This is a genomic window from Chitinophaga fulva (genome assembly GCF_012927205.1).
In the GTDB taxonomy this organism is placed as follows: Bacteria; Bacteroidota; Bacteroidia; order Chitinophagales; family Chitinophagaceae; genus Chitinophaga; species Chitinophaga fulva.
In genome coordinates this window covers 3,184,008-3,201,694 of sequence record NZ_JABBGC010000001.1, presented here as the reverse complement: position 1 = coordinate 3,201,694, position 17,687 = coordinate 3,184,008, and the positions used below count along the sequence as shown (strand labels likewise).

At 48.1% G+C, this 17,687-nt stretch carries 19 protein-coding genes; 7 read left to right on the top strand and 12 right to left on the bottom strand.

Features of this window, described 5'->3' with window-relative positions; genetic code table 11:
• Positions 1-21: 21 nt before the first annotated feature.
• The 3 genes from HHL17_RS13085 to HHL17_RS13075 all read right to left on the bottom strand — a co-directional run bounded on the left by HHL17_RS13085 (position 22) and on the right by HHL17_RS13075 (position 5,353).
• On the bottom strand, positions 22-3,459 hold the full coding sequence (locus tag HHL17_RS13085) for a TonB-dependent receptor (protein WP_169225156.1): 3,438 nt from the start codon (positions 3,457-3,459) through the stop codon (positions 22-24).
• 221 nt (positions 3,460-3,680) lie between these two features.
• Complete coding sequence (locus tag HHL17_RS13080; RefSeq protein WP_169225155.1) at positions 3,681-4,658, bottom strand: FecR family protein; 978 nt, start codon at positions 4,656-4,658, stop codon at positions 3,681-3,683.
• A gap of 95 nt (positions 4,659-4,753) precedes the next feature.
• A complete protein-coding gene (locus HHL17_RS13075) occupies positions 4,754-5,353 on the bottom strand; it encodes an RNA polymerase sigma-70 factor (RefSeq protein WP_169225154.1) in 600 nt (199 codons plus the stop codon).
• A 236-nt stretch (positions 5,354-5,589) separates the two neighbouring features.
• Here HHL17_RS13075 and HHL17_RS13070 point away from each other — a divergent pair, with 236 nt between their 5' ends.
• The 4 genes from HHL17_RS13070 (at position 5,590) to HHL17_RS13055 (ending at position 8,506) form a co-directional block, all read left to right on the top strand.
• On the top strand, positions 5,590-5,805 hold the full coding sequence (locus HHL17_RS13070) for a DUF1016 N-terminal domain-containing protein (protein WP_169225153.1): 216 nt from the start codon (positions 5,590-5,592) through the stop codon (positions 5,803-5,805).
• Positions 5,806-5,834: 29 nt separating this feature from the next.
• Positions 5,835-5,969: a hypothetical protein gene (locus HHL17_RS13065; protein ID WP_317166550.1), complete on the top strand. Its 135-nt coding sequence runs from the start codon at positions 5,835-5,837 to the stop codon at positions 5,967-5,969.
• A gap of 134 nt (positions 5,970-6,103) precedes the next feature.
• On the top strand, positions 6,104-7,006 hold the full coding sequence (locus tag HHL17_RS13060) for an NAD-dependent epimerase/dehydratase family protein (RefSeq protein WP_169225152.1): 903 nt from the start codon (positions 6,104-6,106) through the stop codon (positions 7,004-7,006).
• A 123-nt stretch (positions 7,007-7,129) separates the two neighbouring features.
• The gene (locus tag HHL17_RS13055; protein ID WP_169225151.1) at positions 7,130-8,506 is read left to right on the top strand and encodes an AlbA family DNA-binding domain-containing protein; all 1,377 of its coding nucleotides are present in this window, start codon (positions 7,130-7,132) and stop codon (positions 8,504-8,506) included.
• Positions 8,507-8,591: 85 nt separating this feature from the next.
• On the opposite strand, the gene HHL17_RS13050 is transcribed toward HHL17_RS13055, so the two are convergent.
• The 3 genes from HHL17_RS13050 to HHL17_RS13040 form a co-directional block, all read right to left on the bottom strand.
• Entirely contained in the window at positions 8,592-9,536 is a 945-nt protein-coding gene (locus HHL17_RS13050) for a polysaccharide deacetylase family protein (protein WP_169225150.1), read from the bottom strand.
• A 147-nt stretch (positions 9,537-9,683) separates the two neighbouring features.
• Positions 9,684-10,115: a carboxymuconolactone decarboxylase family protein gene (locus tag HHL17_RS13045; RefSeq protein WP_240975199.1), complete on the bottom strand. Its 432-nt coding sequence runs from the start codon at positions 10,113-10,115 to the stop codon at positions 9,684-9,686.
• Positions 10,116-10,196: 81 nt separating this feature from the next.
• Entirely contained in the window at positions 10,197-10,772 is a 576-nt protein-coding gene (locus HHL17_RS13040) for a Crp/Fnr family transcriptional regulator (protein ID WP_169225148.1), read from the bottom strand.
• Between the two features lie 3 nt (positions 10,773-10,775).
• Here HHL17_RS13040 and HHL17_RS13035 point away from each other — a divergent pair, with 3 nt between their 5' ends.
• Entirely contained in the window at positions 10,776-11,738 is a 963-nt protein-coding gene (locus tag HHL17_RS13035; RefSeq protein WP_169225147.1) for an ADP-ribosylglycohydrolase family protein, read from the top strand.
• A 77-nt stretch (positions 11,739-11,815) separates the two neighbouring features.
• Here HHL17_RS13035 and HHL17_RS13030 read toward each other — a convergent pair whose 3' ends face one another.
• Complete coding sequence (locus HHL17_RS13030) at positions 11,816-12,568, bottom strand: SDR family NAD(P)-dependent oxidoreductase (protein WP_169225146.1); 753 nt, start codon at positions 12,566-12,568, stop codon at positions 11,816-11,818.
• Between the two features lie 95 nt (positions 12,569-12,663).
• Here HHL17_RS13030 and HHL17_RS13025 point away from each other — a divergent pair, with 95 nt between their 5' ends.
• On the top strand, positions 12,664-13,047 hold the full coding sequence (locus HHL17_RS13025) for a winged helix-turn-helix transcriptional regulator (RefSeq protein WP_169225145.1): 384 nt from the start codon (positions 12,664-12,666) through the stop codon (positions 13,045-13,047).
• Here the strand turns inward: HHL17_RS13025 and HHL17_RS13020 are convergent.
• The 3 genes from HHL17_RS13020 to HHL17_RS13010 all read right to left on the bottom strand — a co-directional run bounded on the left by HHL17_RS13020 (position 13,031) and on the right by HHL17_RS13010 (position 14,900).
• Positions 13,031-13,531: a DUF2004 domain-containing protein gene (locus tag HHL17_RS13020; protein ID WP_169225144.1), complete on the bottom strand. Its 501-nt coding sequence runs from the start codon at positions 13,529-13,531 to the stop codon at positions 13,031-13,033. The genes HHL17_RS13025 and HHL17_RS13020 overlap by 17 nt on opposite strands.
• Before the next feature lie 3 nt (positions 13,532-13,534).
• Positions 13,535-14,317, bottom strand: coding sequence for a hypothetical protein (locus HHL17_RS13015; RefSeq protein WP_169225143.1), 783 nt, complete (start codon positions 14,315-14,317; stop codon positions 13,535-13,537).
• A gap of 163 nt (positions 14,318-14,480) precedes the next feature.
• On the bottom strand, positions 14,481-14,900 hold the full coding sequence (locus HHL17_RS13010) for a c-type cytochrome (protein ID WP_169225142.1): 420 nt from the start codon (positions 14,898-14,900) through the stop codon (positions 14,481-14,483).
• A gap of 81 nt (positions 14,901-14,981) precedes the next feature.
• Between HHL17_RS13010 and HHL17_RS13005 the strand changes: the two genes are divergently transcribed.
• A complete protein-coding gene (locus HHL17_RS13005) occupies positions 14,982-15,893 on the top strand; it encodes a serine hydrolase (RefSeq protein WP_169225141.1) in 912 nt (303 codons plus the stop codon).
• A 9-nt stretch (positions 15,894-15,902) separates the two neighbouring features.
• Here HHL17_RS13005 and HHL17_RS13000 read toward each other — a convergent pair whose 3' ends face one another.
• Together HHL17_RS13000 and HHL17_RS12995 are read right to left on the bottom strand one after the other, a co-directional pair.
• Positions 15,903-16,616, bottom strand: a complete 714-nt coding sequence (locus tag HHL17_RS13000) for a LytR/AlgR family response regulator transcription factor (RefSeq protein ID WP_169225140.1) — start codon at positions 16,614-16,616, stop codon at positions 15,903-15,905.
• Positions 16,613-17,614, bottom strand: coding sequence for a sensor histidine kinase (locus HHL17_RS12995; RefSeq protein WP_169225139.1), 1,002 nt, complete (start codon positions 17,612-17,614; stop codon positions 16,613-16,615). Before HHL17_RS12995 ends, HHL17_RS13000 begins: the two co-directional genes overlap by 4 nt.
• Positions 17,615-17,687: the final 73 nt, after the last annotated feature.

The following is a 17,687-nucleotide window of genomic DNA, read 5'->3' as shown; positions in this document are numbered from 1 at the left end:
TTCATTTTGCGGTCATTCCCTTTAGAAAATATTATAATTCAGCCCCAGCATAAACTCCGTACCTCTGTAGTAACTGCGACGGATATACGTGTTACCGTAGTACTTTCCACCGGTACCGGGATTGGCATACACCTCTCTCCAGGCGGGATTGAGGATATTCTTGGCGTATCCTTTCAGTTGCAATCTTTTAGTGAGATATTGACTGAAAACAAAATCCAGTACGGGAGCTGGTCTGCTGTACAGGTCGGGCTCGCCGGTGAGGTTGATCTGTATCAACCGCTCTCCCACTTCGTTGAACGTAAGAGTGAGGTCCGTGCGGGTACGCGGGTTATTATAGTTCAGATAAGCATTGATGGAATAAGGTGCCTGTTCAAACAGCGGGCTGTTGGAAGGAGAACGACGATCGACGATCCGGGAATCGTTTAGCCGTTCAGGTGATTTTTTGATTTCACTCTGTGCCAGCAGCAGGTTGGAACCGAGATTGAAGTTCCGGAGCGGATACCACCATCTACCAAGATTTTTCACTACTTCCAGCTCGATGCCATATACCTGTCCGCGGTTGGGATCATTCTCAAAGCGGATGGCCGGGAATTCGGGAAAACGGGCGTCCAGGCCAGCGGAGTTCTGGGTATACACTTTCGTCAGTTGGTGATCTATCTGTTTGTAGAAGGCAGAAGCGGCGATCACTTCACCGGAGTGAGGGAACCATTCCCAGCGGAAATCGTAGTTGGTAGTGGACTGGTTCACCAGTTTGGGATTACCTACTACCAGTGCAAACTGGAACGGATCAAACTCAAACACGTTGGTGATTTCACGCAGCTCCGGCCTTGCCAGCGTGGTGCTGTACCCTAAGCGGAAATTCATGTTTTCCTGCAGGGTATAGGTAAGGTTCAGGGAATAGTAGGGCTTATAATCTGTTTTATAAATAGAGTATGGTTGGGTGAATACCAGCTTCACCGTCTGACCGTCCTTGTTGGGTGTGGTCAGCGCAGGATCGAGGAAAACACCAGCCGTATCCACAGCCGTGCGGATGTCGGTCAACTCAAAACGGGCGCCGCCTGTCAACCGCAGATTGTCCAGCAGGTGCAAGTCGAGCATACCATAGAACGCGCGTGTTTCAAAAGAGCCTTTGTAGTTGTTGGGAGATTTCTGTGCATTGTACAGGAAACCGCCAACAGCAGGCTGACCTTCGCCGATAGGGCCGCTGGGCTGTTTGATGCCGATCTGGTCATAACCTACGAGGTGGTCCAGGTTACCATGAACGGTATACAGTGCCTGGTTGCCGGCAGACGAAAAGTTGGAACCCGGCAGTGACAGCACGTTCTCCGTGAATTTGCGGTCGCGGAACAGGTAGTTGACGCCGGTCTTGAATTCCTGCCGTTTACCGAGCAAGCGGAAAGGCAGCGTGAGATCGGCTTTATAGTTATAGTTCGTTTCCTTCAGGCTGCGATAACGGCGTCCATTAGGATCGGCCTGAATAATGCCGTAAGGGCCGTAACCATTTACATAACCAGACACGAGTGAATAATATACCGGTGTGCCGGTGACGCCAGTGGAATTAGGCAGGCTGCCGGGCACACTGATAGCACCACCGCCAACGGGTGTATAAGCTGCGAGGTTCACAAAGCGGTAGTCCGGATCATCCTGGCTGGATGTAGAAGTGGCGAAGTTGTAGCTCAACCGGGGTGCGTATTCGCCCGCTGTCAGTTTATGTTCCCCCTGCAGGTTAAAGGTATTGAGGGTACGGTAGCTGCGCTTCAGCGAATACACAATGTTGCTCACATCTCCGGATAAACCGGTGTACTCATAGGCGCCATACAAATTAGTTGCCTGTACTTCCGCTCCCCTGCTGCCCATGTACTGCATGCTGATTTCATGACGGGGATTAAAGCGGTAAGTGAGCCCTCCGAGAAATCCATAGTTGAGCGTGGAGGTACCGGTATTTTCCTTGTAGGAGATATACTTCCCCAGGTTGATGTTATTAGGTGTGATGTAATTAGGGATGATGCGGGTACTGTTCACCTGGTTATTCCCGGTAAGCACCCCCTGGTAGATGCTCCATTGGGTGAGGTCACCACCGTGGATATCTGTCGCCCGCTGGTAGTAGTTAACACCAGCGATCACACCGAGCTTATGCTTGCGGAAAACGTTAAAGCTGTTGCCGTAGGTCACGGAGTATATTTGGTTCATTTTCGCCGGTGCGTAACGGGTAGTGAGCACCGGGTCGAAGCCGTGCATGATATTGTTGATACGGTTCACTTCCTGCTTCAGCTGTGGATCGTTGCCGCTGTTGGCGATCATGGACTGTACCTGCGAGAAGCCGCCGGGGTACTGGCTGCCGAGCGCAATAAAATCTTTTGACAGGCCGGCCTGTTTCACTTTCTGGCCCCAGAAACCGGGATCAGCATTGTTGAAGCTGTTGATTTTTCCGCCCAGTCCTATGTTGGAATTGAAGCCGGTCTGCGCGATGATGCTGAGCACCGCTGTATCCGGCACGGAGCGGGTTTTCAGTTCGATGATACCCGCAGCAGCATCGGCCGGTTTATCGGGCGTATAGGTTTTATAGATGGTGATATTGTCGAGCAGCGCCGCCGGCACGAGGTCCAGTGGAATGGCGCTGCGGTCAGGATCAGAGGAAGCGAGGCGCACCCCGTTGAGCTGTCCGATCACGCTTCTGTCGCCCAGGCCGCGGATAGCCACATATTTATCATCCGTGATCGTAACACCGGACACCCGTTGCAGCGCCTGGGTGGTGGTGATGCTCGCTGTCCTTTCGATGTTGACTGCAGAGATGGCGTCCTGTACGATAGCAGATGATTTTCTTTCTGCGAGCACAGAGGCTTCCGTGTTGGTTTTACGGCGTGCCTGTACCTGTACTTCATTCAACTGGGTACGGGCAGGTTTCATCGCAATCTGCAGGGAAGTGGTGCCTGCCGCCACTTTCAGTTCCTGTTGCTGGTAACCGATATAGGAGATCACCAGTACAGCGCCTTCTTCCGGGATGCTGATGCTGAAATGACCGGAGCCGTCGGTGATAACACCGGTGCTCTGGCCTTTGATACGGATGCCTACACCTGGCAGGGGCGTGCCGTTGTTTTTATCCGTCACAATACCTTTCACCGGCGGAGGAATGGCGCTCAGGGGCACGACCGTGATTTTATTGTCGCTATACACCTGTGCTGCCAGTCCGGCCGGGGCAAGTAGTTTGTCCAAGATCTCCAGCAGTGGCGCATCGTCGGTATGGATAGATACGCGTTGCGCGTTATCCACTTTTTCATCGTTAAAATAGATCCGTATACCGGACCTGGCAGACAGCTGTTCCAATGCTGTCCGGAGCGGCGTCTTCCTGAAATCGGCCGAGAGGCGTATCCGTTCCACGGACTGCCCTTTGGTGCTCACACTGGCCATCAGGTTTGTAGTAACGATGGAAGCCACCATTACATAAAAGGAGATACGCATAACCCATTTAAAATAAGCGCAGGGTTTCCCCAGGAAAAAATTCATACTTTTACCTTGTTAATTAGTTAATCCTTCGGGTTAGTTAATGACAGCGACGCGATGATGCGGTTTCTCAGGCCTGGTATCATCAGCATCGCACCTTAAACCGGGTACGCTTGCGTGATCCGGTTTTTCTTTGCCGTGTTATGTAAATCTTTCTTCCATGCTGTGGATTTTAGTGATCAGGAAATATGGATCATACCGTTTGCCTGCCTGTTGAAATGCAGACCGTATACTTTGCTTAATATTTTCAGGATGTCGTCGAGTGATTGGGAGTGATCAAAAATGCCGCTGATTTCCATATTTTTCAGCTGTGCCTTTTTGAAGGAGAAAGTTGTACCATAGCGGTTCTGAAGGGATATCACCACTTCCGACAGGAAGTCTTTTTCAAAAGTAAGGCTTCCTTCTTTCCAGGACATTTTAGTTTGTGCGTGCACGGTCCTTACCTGCTGCGTGCCGGCATCCTCATTGATGCGCAACTCCTGGTCGGCTGTCAGGTAAGCGATACGGCTGCTGTCGGCTGATTTAAATACGGCCACCTTCCCGGAGGCCACGGTCACTTTGTATATCTGTGGCGCAGCATGAGCGCGGATGCTGAAAGCGGTGCCCAGCACTTTGGTCCTGTAGCCGCCACTTTCAATAATAAAAGGATGTCCGGGGTCAGGATGGATATCGAAGTAAGCTTCTCCCTGGAGATACACCGTGCGGTCATCGGTAAATGCTTCGGGATAACACAGGTGGCTGTTGGCATTGAGCCATACCACAGAACTGTCTGTCAGCGTGATTTTGGTCATCTGCCCGCCTTGCGTGCGCAGGTCCAGCATTTTGGCCAGCGGCTTGCGTGCTTTCACGGCCGACTGGTACCACCAGCCACCACCCGCCAACAGTGCGGCGGAGATAACGGAAGCGGCAATACGCCAACGCACCACCCGTGAACTACGGCGAATGGTCAGTGTTTCTTCCTGTGGTACCGCTATATCCAGCCGGGCTTGTACGGCCTCAAAGAGGCGCTGTCCCAGCTCCTGGCGGTTAGCATCCTTGTCTTTACCAGGCGTATGCAGCTGCTCGAACCAGTTGTTGAGCCAGATGGTTTCTTCCGGAGTGGCTTTTCCGTTGAGGTAATTATCGATAAGCCTGTTTAATTCATTCCTGTCCTGCATGGAAGTATCAATTACAACGCCGGCTGATGGCCGGTGTCAATCATACTTACCGCAAGCGGGCACTTACACCTACGCTGTGCTACGTTAAATTAATGTTACCTGCGGAGTGATAAGAGGATCAAGAGGGTGATATAATCTTTCAGGTTCACCCGCATAATGCGGAGTGCTTTTACGAGGTGGTTGTTAACAGTTTTGGGGGAGATGTTGAGCATTTCAGCGATCTGCTGTGTATTGAAGCCCTGTATCCGGCTCATGGTAAATACTTCCCGGCATTTATCGGGTAATTCGCTGATTCTTTGCTGAACAGCGGCATTCAGTTCATTAAAGGACAGTTGTTCCGTGGTGTTATGAGTAATTTCCTGCAAAGGGGCCTGTTGCAGGTATTTATGATGGGATAACTGTTTCCGGTAGGTATTCAATATCCTGTTTTTGGCAACGCCATACAACCAGGCACCCACCGGCTTTTGTGGGTCCAGCTCTTCCCGCTGCAACCACAGGGCCACAAATACTTCCTGGGTGATCTCTTCGGCCAACGCTTTCTCGCCCAGCTTATAATAAGCCAGGTCGTACTGTTTCTCCCAATAGAAATCATACAGCGCACGGAAGGCTTTTTCATCGCCCCGCCGCAGCCTTTCTACCAGCAGCCCTTCATCCGGAAGTCCCCCCTTTTCGATAGCCATATGTTTCTTTTCCATCCAAAAGTAATCAGCAGCGGGTAAGATCGCATATAAAATAATTGTTAAGACGCCATTTCTGTCATCACTGCTGTGTCAATTCATGAAAAACAGCAAGATTCGGGTTGACCACTGCTATGTCGTCCTACACTGCAACAATCATTTTGATATTTAAAAATGTTACTGGCTAGTGGAAATAAAAAAACAAGGTAAAACAACCTCTAAACAGACTGCATACAAATGGGGCGATAATTTTTTTGGAACAGCTTTCTAGCGACCTCAAGAAAAGTTTTCCCCAGATCAATGGCTTCTCTCATAGAAATTTGTATACAATCAGACAATGGTATGCTTTCTTCTCCCAACAATTTGAATTTGTGCCACAGCCTGTGGCACAATTGCCCTGGTCGTATCAGCGGCTGCTGATTTCAAAAACTAAAGAGCTGGAAACACTGATAGCCAATCTATTGGGATAATATTATGTAGATTAAAAGACAAGATAGAAGTGGAATATGCGCTTCGCGATTTGAATAAACCTATAGGCATTAGTTCTTTTGAGTTATCAGAAATCATCCCTGACGACCTTAAAACTCAACTGCCCACAATTGAAGAAATGGAAAGAGAATTAATGGACGAGTAAGAAGTCTTCTCCTTCTTTAATTGTCGGCGGAGGAGGAAGAGCTATCCCCTCTCCGCTGTGCCTGTTCATGAAAAAAAGCAAGATTCGGGTTGACCGTTGTTACCTCATCCTCCATTTTTACTGTTAAAAAATATATGGACACAAAACGCGTATTCATTCTTGGCACTACCGGTTATATTGGCGGCTCATTGGCGATTCATCTTCAGCAGCAGGGTTATGAGATCTACAGCCGGGTACGCAGGGAAACAGATATCCCCAGGCTCAAAGCACTGGGCATTACAGCCACAGCCGGTTTAATGACTGGTGATCCGGCATTTACAGCCGAGTTGCAGGCAGCTGATATCGTGATCAACGTAGCCAGCTCCGACGACCCCTTCCTGGTAACTACTATTCTCGAAGCGCTGGAAGGCAGCGGGAAGATGTATATCCACACCTCCGGTGGCGGTATACTCGGCGATAAGGCAGCGGGACAGCATGCTAACAGCAACACCTACACGGACATTATCGAAAAGCCATTATTGGAAAGAGCAGGCCGCGTACTGATTGACCAGGAGGTGATGAACTATGCACAAAAAGGCGTGCATACGATCGTGATCTGTCCTACGATGGTCTATGGAAAAGGGCTGGCACTAAAACAGGAAAGCGATCAGATCCCCACACTGATCAGAGAAGCACAACAACGCGGCCAGTCCGTGATGGTAGGCAAAGGCGTCCATCTTACCTCCAATGTGCACATCATGGATTTATTGTCACTCTATGAGCTGGCGATAAGCAAAGCCCCCGCAGGATCTTTCTACTACGCCGAAAACGGGTTAACATCCTTTAAAGCCATTGCGGAACAGATCAGTCATTCACTGGGGCTTCAAAAAGAAGTGCTATCCATTTCCATCGGTGAAGCCATTGAGATATGGGGCCCTGTCATGGCGCATTTTGGGCTGGGGTCCAATATTGTGGCCAGTGCAACAAAAGCACGGCAGGAACTGGGATGGCAACCGGTGCACAATAGTCTGTTGGAGGAGATAGACAAGACATATTAAATAGAGCGAGTACCCCCTTAATTCTCGAGGCAGGTTGAATAAATGGGGCAAAAATTCTGTATCTTCAATAGTGCGTGGGCAAATTCCCTGCCCCGCACTATTGTTCAACCAGTCTTTTAACCCATGAGCTTTAGCAATGCTATTTTTCAGAAAGAGATCTATAATATAACGAAGCAAGACCTCGAGATATTCTTCAGCACTGAACAGGAAGAGAATGCAGTGCTTGAATTCAAATCGGGAGAAACGTCCTTTGAAGATGTTTATAAGGAAGTCGCCGCCTTTCTAAATACGGAGGGAGGGCTACTTATTATTGGAGCTCCCAGAGAATCCAAACGGGAAAATGATCTTAAAATGAAGGTCTGTAAAGGCGCTTTAACTCCCTGCACAAAAATCTTGAGTAAAGACACCTTGACAAGATCCATAGCCGGCAATATAATGCCCTCTCCCACGGCTATTCGCATACAGGAAATTTATATTGAAGGTGGATCAGTGTACATACTGGAAATCCCTCAAAGTATGACTCCTCCTCACCAAGTCACTGAAAAAGGGATTTATTACATCAGGTTGGAAAGAGATGCTAAGGCAGCTCCTCATGGGGTAGTAGAAGCCCTGTTCCGAAAACGAGACATGCCAGCTTTAACCACCCGGATAGAGCTATTTGCAGCTGATCAAATGCTACTTGCAAATAGTTGCTGCATCTGCATTTTTCTTCATAATGAAAGTTATGTATCTGCAGAAAACGTTGGGTGGGAATTAGAAATAAAAGGAATAAGTCGGATTTATCCTGGAAAAACAATCGGTCAAACTCAATTCAAACACAATGCTGTGTATTGTTCAGAACAAGAACTCGGGAGAATTTTTGTCAACGGATTAGAAAAACGTCTGAATATTGAAATTCAACATAACCAATCTTATGTCTATTTATCATTTACTTACTACTGCAAAGATCTTAGGGCTGAAAAACTCAACGCGATTATACAGGGTAACAAAATAATTGAGTCTTATCATTCGAGAGAATCCGGTATCCGGAATAACGATTTATATAACCAATATGAAACCCTCCGGAAAAACGAGTGGCTGAAGTTATTACCTGATCCTGAGCCGCTACCCGCAACCTACACCAACCCTTTATATGCCGCAGAATACGTGTCCCACGTCCCGATAAGTGAAGAGTTATATGAGTTTTACTCGATATACAACGGATTGAATCGTACAATTAATGGGTATAACGTTCAATTATATCAACTGGAACAACTATTCAACAGTCGGACAATTGATCCCGGGTTCATAAAAGGAATCGCTACTTCAAGCAGAATATATCAAATTGGCACCGTCAATGCAGATCAAGACATCTTAATGGTGCTAAAAGATGATAATACTTTTTCATTTGGCAGGATAAACAATAACAAGAGAGGATCTTATGCTCTGGGCGATTATTTTAAAGATGCAGATTCATTGTATGATTTTTTACAAACCTTCCAACACAAAAAACATTTATAATACGCTATAACCCAGAGACTATATCTCCGGGCTATAATTCATTTGAGCAAAGCTATAGCTTTGTTTCTGAGACTTATATCATTAGTTACTCCCTCACCGCCGTTTTATCCTGTAGAATCATTTTCGCTATCTCATCTTTACGTTTGAAGCGCACACCTTTGTGATCTTGTATATAACGGATGATGTCATACGCAGCTTTCACCATCTGTGGCGTACCGCCGATACGATCATGAAAACTGATGGACATCTGTCTGCGGCGTTGCGCACTCTCCAGGTACAACTGGTCAAACTCCATCTTCACCTGCTCAACAAACTGACCCGCGGAAAAATTCTTTCCTTCGATCAGCAGGATGTCATTGCAACGCAAGGTGTACGGCACTACCGCAAAATCTTTCTGGTTGACCTGTATTACAAATGGTTCATCTCTGCTCAGGTCATCGATATGATAAATGAAATCCAGTTCCTGTAATATCTTCAGGGTGTTCTCCCCTCTCCGCAACCAGTTGGCGTTATAGCCCACCGGCATCATGCCCGTCACCTGTTTAACCGCATCTGCACCGTCTTTGATAAATTTCTTTTCCTCTTCATAGGAAAGGTTGTACTGTGAACTCCAGTTCATCCCATGCGCAGCTGCTTCATGGCCGCGGTCAACGATCTCCTTCGCCAGCTGCGGATGATTGAGCACCGCCGTGCCCACCATGTGGGAAGTCACTTTGATGCCCAGTTTATCCCAGTTGTCCAGCATCCTGGGGATACCTTCCTTGTAGCCGTACTGGTACCAGGTGGCCGCAGGCAGATCGCGGTAGCCTTTTTGCATGTTTTGCGGGAAAGGGCTTTCTGCATTGTCCGGCTGCCCACCAGCTTCAAACTGCATGGATACGGACACCACCAGCCGGGAGCCATCAGCCCAGTGCGTAGGATTGTTCATCGTTTTTGTTTGTTGAATGTTGGAGAAAAGGTTGGTAAAGGGTAGGACGCTGAGTGCGCCAGCGGCACTGGTCTGTTTAATAAATGTTCTGCGATTGCTCATACTGTCGGGCTGTTTGTCAACACAAATGTCGCCCGGTATCACCGTATAAATTTTGTACTTCTCCCTGAAAAATCAGTAAAAGTAAAAGATGTAACAGGCAAAATCGCAGCAATAGTACTATTGCTGCGATTTTGCCTGTTATGGATGTTATTCGTTGACCTTTACCACTTGTAAATGTGTGCTCACTCCTACTCTCGTTAAAGCATTAATAGAGATGATGGCCGTAATCAGGTAAGAGATATAGGTTTCATCAAAATATTGCAAAGCCAGCTGATAGGTTTCATCGCTCAGTCCGTGTTGATGAATCAGCGTAATTTCTTCCGTCATGGCCAGTATCACTTTCTCTTCATCACTGAAGAGACCTGCTTCGCGCCAGCCGCTCAGTACAAACAACCGCTGACTGCTTTCCCCGTGCTGCAGCGCCGTACGGTTGTGTATGTCCATACAGTAAGCACAGCCGTTGATTTGCGCAGTGCGTATATCAATCAGGTCTTTGTGTGATTCCTTCAGGGGACTGTGGGCCAGAAAAGTATCCATAGCCAGTATGGCTTTATATCCTTCAGGGATTAACTTTTTCATATTGAGGCGTTGACTCATGGTTGTTATTTTTTAGTACACCACAAAACTACAACGCCCATTGCCGGAAAAACTTAAGCTGGATTAAGAAATGCGTTTGGCCCTTAGTTCACTGAGATATTCGGGGGTAAGGCCCAGGTAAGAGGCCAGCAGGTGTTGCGGCACCCGTTGTACGAATTCAGGGAAATTACGGCTAAAATGGAGGTAGAGCTCTTCTTTGGTGTAATCTCCCTGGTAACGGGTCCGGTACTGGGCAGCGGCATGCGCTTTCTGATGTACGAGCCGGAAATAACGTTCCATCTTGGGAAAGAGCGCCAACATCGTTTCGCGGTTGGTTACGCTGATGGCCAGCACTTCAGACTTTTCTACAGACTGTATATAAAACTCAGAAGGTATTTGTAATTGCAGCGAAGTATAGTCTGCTATCCACCAGTTTTCAATGGCAAACTGGATCGTTTTTTCCACGCCTTTGCTGTTGACAAAAAACAACCGCAGGCAGCCTTTCGCCACAAAATAGTCATACTTGCAAACTTTGCCTTCTTCCAGCAGGTTGACTTTTTTAGCCAGGGAAACAGTTTCAAAATAAGAGAGGATGGAAGTCAGTTCTTCATCACTGACATCCACAAACTTACGGATGTGTTGTTTTAATACGGTGGACATGGTATGTCAAAAATACCACAAAAATCAGCAAAAGCCTTATCTTCCACCATGATGAAACCAGGAACACCGGAGCTGGCATGGCAGTCGCTGTGGGGATTATCCATCGGCGACGCTTTCGGCGAAACATTTTTCGGAAAAGAGACTGTAATCGTAGAAAGGATTGCAGAAAAAACACTGCAAGACGGTGAGTGGTTATTTACCGATGATACCGTACAGGGCATTGGCGTATTCCGTACGCTGTCGGCCTGCGGCGTTATCGATCAGGATTTTCTGGCGAAGGAGCTGGCACATAACTACCTGTTGGACGACTACCGGGGTTACGGTGGCACGGCACATTCCATCATGAAGAACATCGCCGCCGGATCACCATGGCAAACGGTGAGCCAGTCGGTGTTTGACGGAATGGGTTCTGCCGGCAACGGTGCCGCGATGCGTTCAGGCCCCATAGGCGCCTGGTTTGCCGGTGATCCGGCCACAGTGGTGGCGCAGGCCCGGCTGGCCGCCGAAGTGACCCATGCCCATCCGGAGGCTATTGCGGGCGCCATCGCTGTTGCGCTGGGAGCCTGCTGTTGCGCGGAAGCCCGGGCAAACAGGACAGCCCTCACATCTTCCGTATTCTTTGATTTTATTATTCACCATCTCCCCGAAAGCGACATCAAATATAAAATCAGGAAAGCCGCTACCCTGCCGGTCAGCTACGACATCCGGACTGTTGTGTCCATACTGGGCAACGGTAAACTGCTCACCGCAGCAGACACAGTACCCTTCGCGCTATGGTGTGCGGCACATCATCTCACTCACTATGAAAATGCGTTATGGACAGCTGTCAGCGGCCTCGGGGACCGCGACACCATCGCTGCCATTACCGGCAGCATCGTGGTGTTATACGCGGGGGATGATACTATTCCGGCGGAATGGATGACCCGCGCTGAAAAAGTTGACACTTCGGTATTCTATAAAAAATAAATCCTGTTAGGGTGTATGATTATGAGAAATCATGGCAACTTCAACTGCAAAGGCGCCTTTGCAGTGACAGTCAGTCATCAAAACGCGCCGTAACGCAGCCCCCCGTCAACTCCCACCATGGTACCGGTCACGTACTTGGCCCGGGGCGACACCAGGAACGTTACCATATTGGCGATATCCTGTGTTTCCCCGAAATCACCCAGCGGTATTTCTTTCGATGCGAATTGCTGGCGTTCCTCACCCTGAAAATATGGCCGGATATTTTCCGTGTCTATCAGGCCCGGTTGCAGGTTATTGACCCTGATGCCATATTTCCCCAGCTCGCCGGCCAGCTGTTTAGACCATACTACTACGGCGGCTTTGGCTACTGAAGAGGCATTGATGGTCCGCAGTTCGAAAGTACTCGTGATGCTCAGGATAACACCGTCGCGGCGTTCGATCATTTGAGGGAGAAACTGTTGTGTCAACTGCCGCAGGCGGTCGAAATGCAGCAGAAAAGAAGCATCCCAGTCTTTATCAGCTCCGATAACATCCAATGGCACGCTTTTACCGGCATTATTGACGAGAATATCCACATGCCCCAGTCCAGCGAATGCCGCAGCGGCTATTTTTTCCGGCGCATCAGCCGCCATAAAATCCTGTGACAATATCACCGGTTCCACACCACCTGCTGCCAGCACTTCCTCACGGAGACTGTTCAATAAATCTTCGTTCCTTCCGGTGGCCAATACTTTCACACCTTCTGCTGCCAGTTCTTTGGTGATGGCACGTCCCATACCCTGGCTAGCGCCTGTTACTACTGCTGTTTTTCCTTTTAAATAGAGGTCCATAACTGTTGTTTTGAAATTCTTTGTAAAAGTAAATCGCAACCGTTAATTTTATGTTGTATACAATCAATTGTGTGGTACATACAAATATGTGCGTAATGGCAAACAGAAAACAAAACTCGACCTATAGCCGCAATGAAAAATGCATTACCGGCTGCGATCTTACCTATGCTATTTACATGCTGGGCGGCAGATGGAAACTACTGATACTGGACAAGCTCGCCGAACGCAAAATGCGCTACAGCGAGCTTAAAAAAGAGTTTTCGTATATCACAGAACGTATGCTGACGTTACAGCTCAAGACGATGGAGCAGGATGGACTGATAAAACGGACTGTTTATGCAGAAGTACCGCCCCGGGTGGAATATGAACTGACAGATGCCGCGCGGGAACTGGAGCCTATATTAAGCCAGCTAAGCGACTGGGGCAACAAACAGCGGAAAATCGCGCAACAGGAAACAGCGGTTAGCTCTCCCATGTGATTTCAACTATCTCACGCTGATCATTCCAGTTTATCACCAACAGCTGGTTACAGGGTTCGCCGTCAATATCAATCGTATAGTCGAAAATAGCAAAATTGGGGGTGCCATATTTGCCATCAGGATAAAAGCCCAACCGCTTTAATCGCAGTTTATCCAGTAGCACTGCTGACTTTTCTTCGTCGCTCTCCGCATCACCTACAATGTCGGCCAGCTGCTCTTCGTCCAGTTCTTCTATGTAAAAACGGATGTAGGACTGTACTTCCCCTTCTCCTGTTTTAAAATCATGCTGAATAGCTACCTTGTTCTGCTGCTGGAAATAGTCAAGGTCCTCCAGCCACGACTTGAGAAGATCAGCCCTCTCTATATCTATGCGGGTATGTTCAAAGTTTAAGTCAAGGCTAACGCCGGCGGCGGTTTCCACATTATAGTATTCTTCCAGCTGTTCCAGGCTGAGTTCTCCGAAGTGAGGTAATGAATATTGCATATGTTATTTCTTTTCAAGTTCTTTAATACGGGCTTCCTGCTGTAACAATTGCTGCTGAAGCTTCTCCATCTTCTTGTTTTGTTCTATCAGGTACAAAGTCAGCTCTTCTATCTTTTTCATTTGTTGCTGCTGCATGTCACCTAAATCCAGCCCTTCTTTCAGGATCACTGCTTCAGCCTGTATGCCCGGGAGATGTTTGTTTTGGCGGATATGTTTTTCCACTGCTTCCAGCGACGGCAGCACATACGCGGAGTCAAATACATAATCTGCCCAGCCTGTCCGCGTTACCTTTACCCGCATAGCCATGATGTCGCCCGCTACAGACAACATCGAGTAGGGTTTATTGGTACCAATACCTACATAGCCATTGGGACTGATGCGTATCCGCTCTGTGCCAGCTGTCCCGATCACAATGTTTTGGTTCATTTCAGGGACCGTTGAGTACCCGGAAAGCTCAATAAAGGATTTTGTGGGGTAATTAGTACCACCTCCGGCAGTCAACCGCAGAAAGCCATCATCCAACGTATGATAATCTTTGCTGCGTGCCCTGATCTCATACCCCGTTCCGGCTGTAAGCGGAGGGCGGGCAGACTGATTATTCAATCCTCCGTTGATCGTCATGCCACCATCCAACAACTGAAGTTTGGTGGAACCGTCGTCCACTGTCCCTAGGACAATACGTTGTGTAGTGGTCGTTCCTCTTTGGGTTACGGTCTCTAAAGTTTCTTGTGCTTGTACAGCGTAAGATGTTATGCTCAATACAAAGGCAAACAAACATTTCTTCATAGGTTTTATATATTTGAGACACTAATGTAATTAATTTCGCCTTATCCTTTATACCGAGCAGATATGCCCATTGCGACCACCTATTTTATCAAAGCACAGATACCCGGAACCACACTTGATCAGTTGTTAAATCTCTATAAACGTGAGACCCTCTGCGTTAAACTTATCTGCTGCCCATAACACGAATGTATACGATCAAGCTTCTCATTTCCGCTACCGTCATGCTGTCCCTGAAATGATGATTCGCAGTATGGTTATAGTCCCGCGCCACCGCAACAGCATATTGATCTCCCGCTTGCTCCAACGCTCTGCTGTCCTGAATATACCGGATAAAATACTGCGTTGATGGTGCAGGCATTCTCTCAAACAACCCGACCAACATCTCATTGTGGTGGCCCCCTCTTTTGGGAGACCGGTGACAGCTGGCGCAATACCGGCGAAACAGCGCTTCGCCTTGTTGAAAACCAGCAACCAGTTTTATTTCGGTACTATCTGTTTTAACCGGTGTGGGCGGCGACTGATGGCAGGAACTATAGGTTATCAGCCCGATGGCCGTCAAAACAAGGAGGAGACAGGGACGCATAAGGAATGGATGTTATTGACAAGGTACTTTTATTAATCCATTTTTCTTTTTATCTTTTTGCCGTACAATTTCATCATTCCTATGCATAGATTCACGCTTCTGGCATTGCTGCTATGGCCAGCCGTTACCTTTTCGCAACTGAAGAAAAAACCGGATGCCCGGTTACAGCAAGGATTGCAGCAGATCGTCGATAAGTTCAAAGGCACCGCCGGCGTGTATGTGCAGCAGTTAGAAACAGGCGAATGGGCAGCTATCAATGCTGACACCATTTTCCCCACCGCCAGCATTGTAAAGATCCCGCTGCTGGTAGGATTGTTCGACAAACTAGACAAAGGAGAGCTGGGTTACCACCAGACATTGATATACCGCGATTCCGCCAAAACCGGCGGCTCTGGCCTGATGCAGTTTTTCAAAGACAGCTCCGAAACAGAAGTCAGTATACTCGCTGCCTTAATGATGGCTTACAGCGACAATACCACCTCCCTCTGGAACCAGCAGCTGGCAGGTGGCGGCGCCGCCGTCAACGCCCTGTTGGAGAAATATGGCTTAAAAGATACCCGCGTAAACTCCCGTACCCCTGGCCGGGAAGAGAACCGGAAAATATACGGCTGGGGCCAGACTACCCCGCGTGAAATGGCGACCCTCGTGGCAAAAATTTTCCGGGGAGAAGTCATTAGCCGTCCATCCAGTGAACGGATGTACCGCCTCATGACCAAAGGCTACTACGATGAACAGGCGCTCACCCAAATCCCTCCTTATGTACAGGCCGCTGCCAAAACCGGCTCTGTCAACGAATCCCGTTCAGAAGTAGTGCTGGTCAATGCGCCGCACGGAGATTATGTTTTCTATATCGGCACCAAAAACATCCAGGACCAACGCTGGGTGGCCGACAATGAAGCGGTAAACATGATCCGGGAAATTTCTGCTCTCCTCTGGAAACATTTTGAACCTAAAAGTAAATGGTCGCCCGTTTTCAGAAAGGATAAATATTAAGCACCCGTTTTATTTCCTGATCAGGTGTTTGTCGATCAGCTGCATCAGCTCATCCTTGTAAATCTTGCTCACCGGGATTTTATGGGAACCGATGGTAATTTCATTTCCTGATAATGACTGTATCTTGTTCACCGCTACAATAAACGATTTCTGTATACGCAGAAACCGGCCCGCAGGAAGCTGTTCTTCCACCGATTTCATTGTGGCCAGCGTCATAAACTTGCCCTGCCGTGTATTGATCGTTACATAGTTTTGTGTGCCTTCTATATAGAGAATATCATCGTAGTTGATTTTTTCGTAGCTGTTATTACATTTGATAAAGAAAAAATCCACCTCCGGCGCGGGCGTATGTTTGACTGTAAACATGTCCCGTGCCCGGTTGACCGCACGCAGAAAACGTTCCGGTGTGATAGGTTTCACCAGGTAATCCAGTACATTCAGTACATTCAGCTCGAAACCTTCCAATGCAAAATTCGGGTAAGCCGTAGTAATGATCACCAACGGAGGAGATGCCAGCCCTTTCAAAAAATCGATGCCACGGATACGCGGCATTTCAATATCGAGGAACATCAGGTCTACTTTTTCGCGCGCCAACGCCTGACTGGCTTCCATGGCATTGCAGCATCCGCCAAGGAAGTCCAGGAAGCCGGTTTCCCTGACCAGCAGCTCCAGCCCTTCTCTGGCCAGTGGTTCATCGTCAACAATAATACAACGCAGATTCATATTATTTTTATGGTCAGTTTTACAGTAAAAACACGATCACCCGGGGTGATCTGTAAATCATAGTTCCCTTTGTAGATCAGCTCCAGCCGGCGTTTCACATTTTCCAGCCCGATACCGCCCGCACCATTCATCACCGGCCGGCTGGCCATCGGTTCCACACTGTTCTCCACTTCCAGCAGGAAATTGTTGTCCTGGTAGTCCAGTGTCAACCGGATATGATTGTCCTGATTAGTGTAGGTAGACACATACTTAAATGCATTCTCCACAAAAGGAATTAATAGCAGCGGAGCAATGGAAAAATGACGGACATTCTCCCCTACCTGGTAATCCAGCTGCAACGCTTTTCCTTTCCGGAGCTGCTCCAGTTGTACATAGTTGTTCAGGTACGCTATTTCCTTTTCTACCGGGATGGTTTCCGTATTACATTCGTACAACTGATAACGCAGCATATCTGCAAAAGTAGCCAATGTGCCAGCCGCCATCTCCTGGTCCTTGCGTATCAGCACATAAATGCTGTTGATGGCGTTAAACAAAAAATGCGGGTTCATTTGTGATTTCAGGAACCGCAGTTCATTTTCCGTCCGCTCCTTGTCTGCTTCCCGCTGATGCCGTTCGGCCTCCAGTTTATCTTTAACCGTTTTGGCCGCGATAAACACAAAACAAACGTAAAAATTGGTCATCGATGTAAATACGGCAAAAGAGAAAACGCTGCCCAGCTGCGCCTGTGGATGATCTGATTTCACGAGCGACAGCATCACCCAGGCATTCAGCAGAGACATAGCGAGCCAACATGCCGTCGAGGCCAGCGTGAACCGCCAGTATTGCCTGCGGTAGAAATACTGCGGCATCAGCCAATAGATAATGGAGTAAACCAGTATGGCCTGAAGCACCAGCCATATCCCGTTATTCCGCATGGATTCCCATACAGACACATGGTAGGTATTGCACGTGGAATAGGTCCAGAATGTGAGACTACACATCCAAAACAGGATGTGCATCCCTTTATATTTGGTTAAAAACTGTCGCATAAGTCAGGCAAAGTAGCATGCTCCGGGTAAGTTAACAACATTT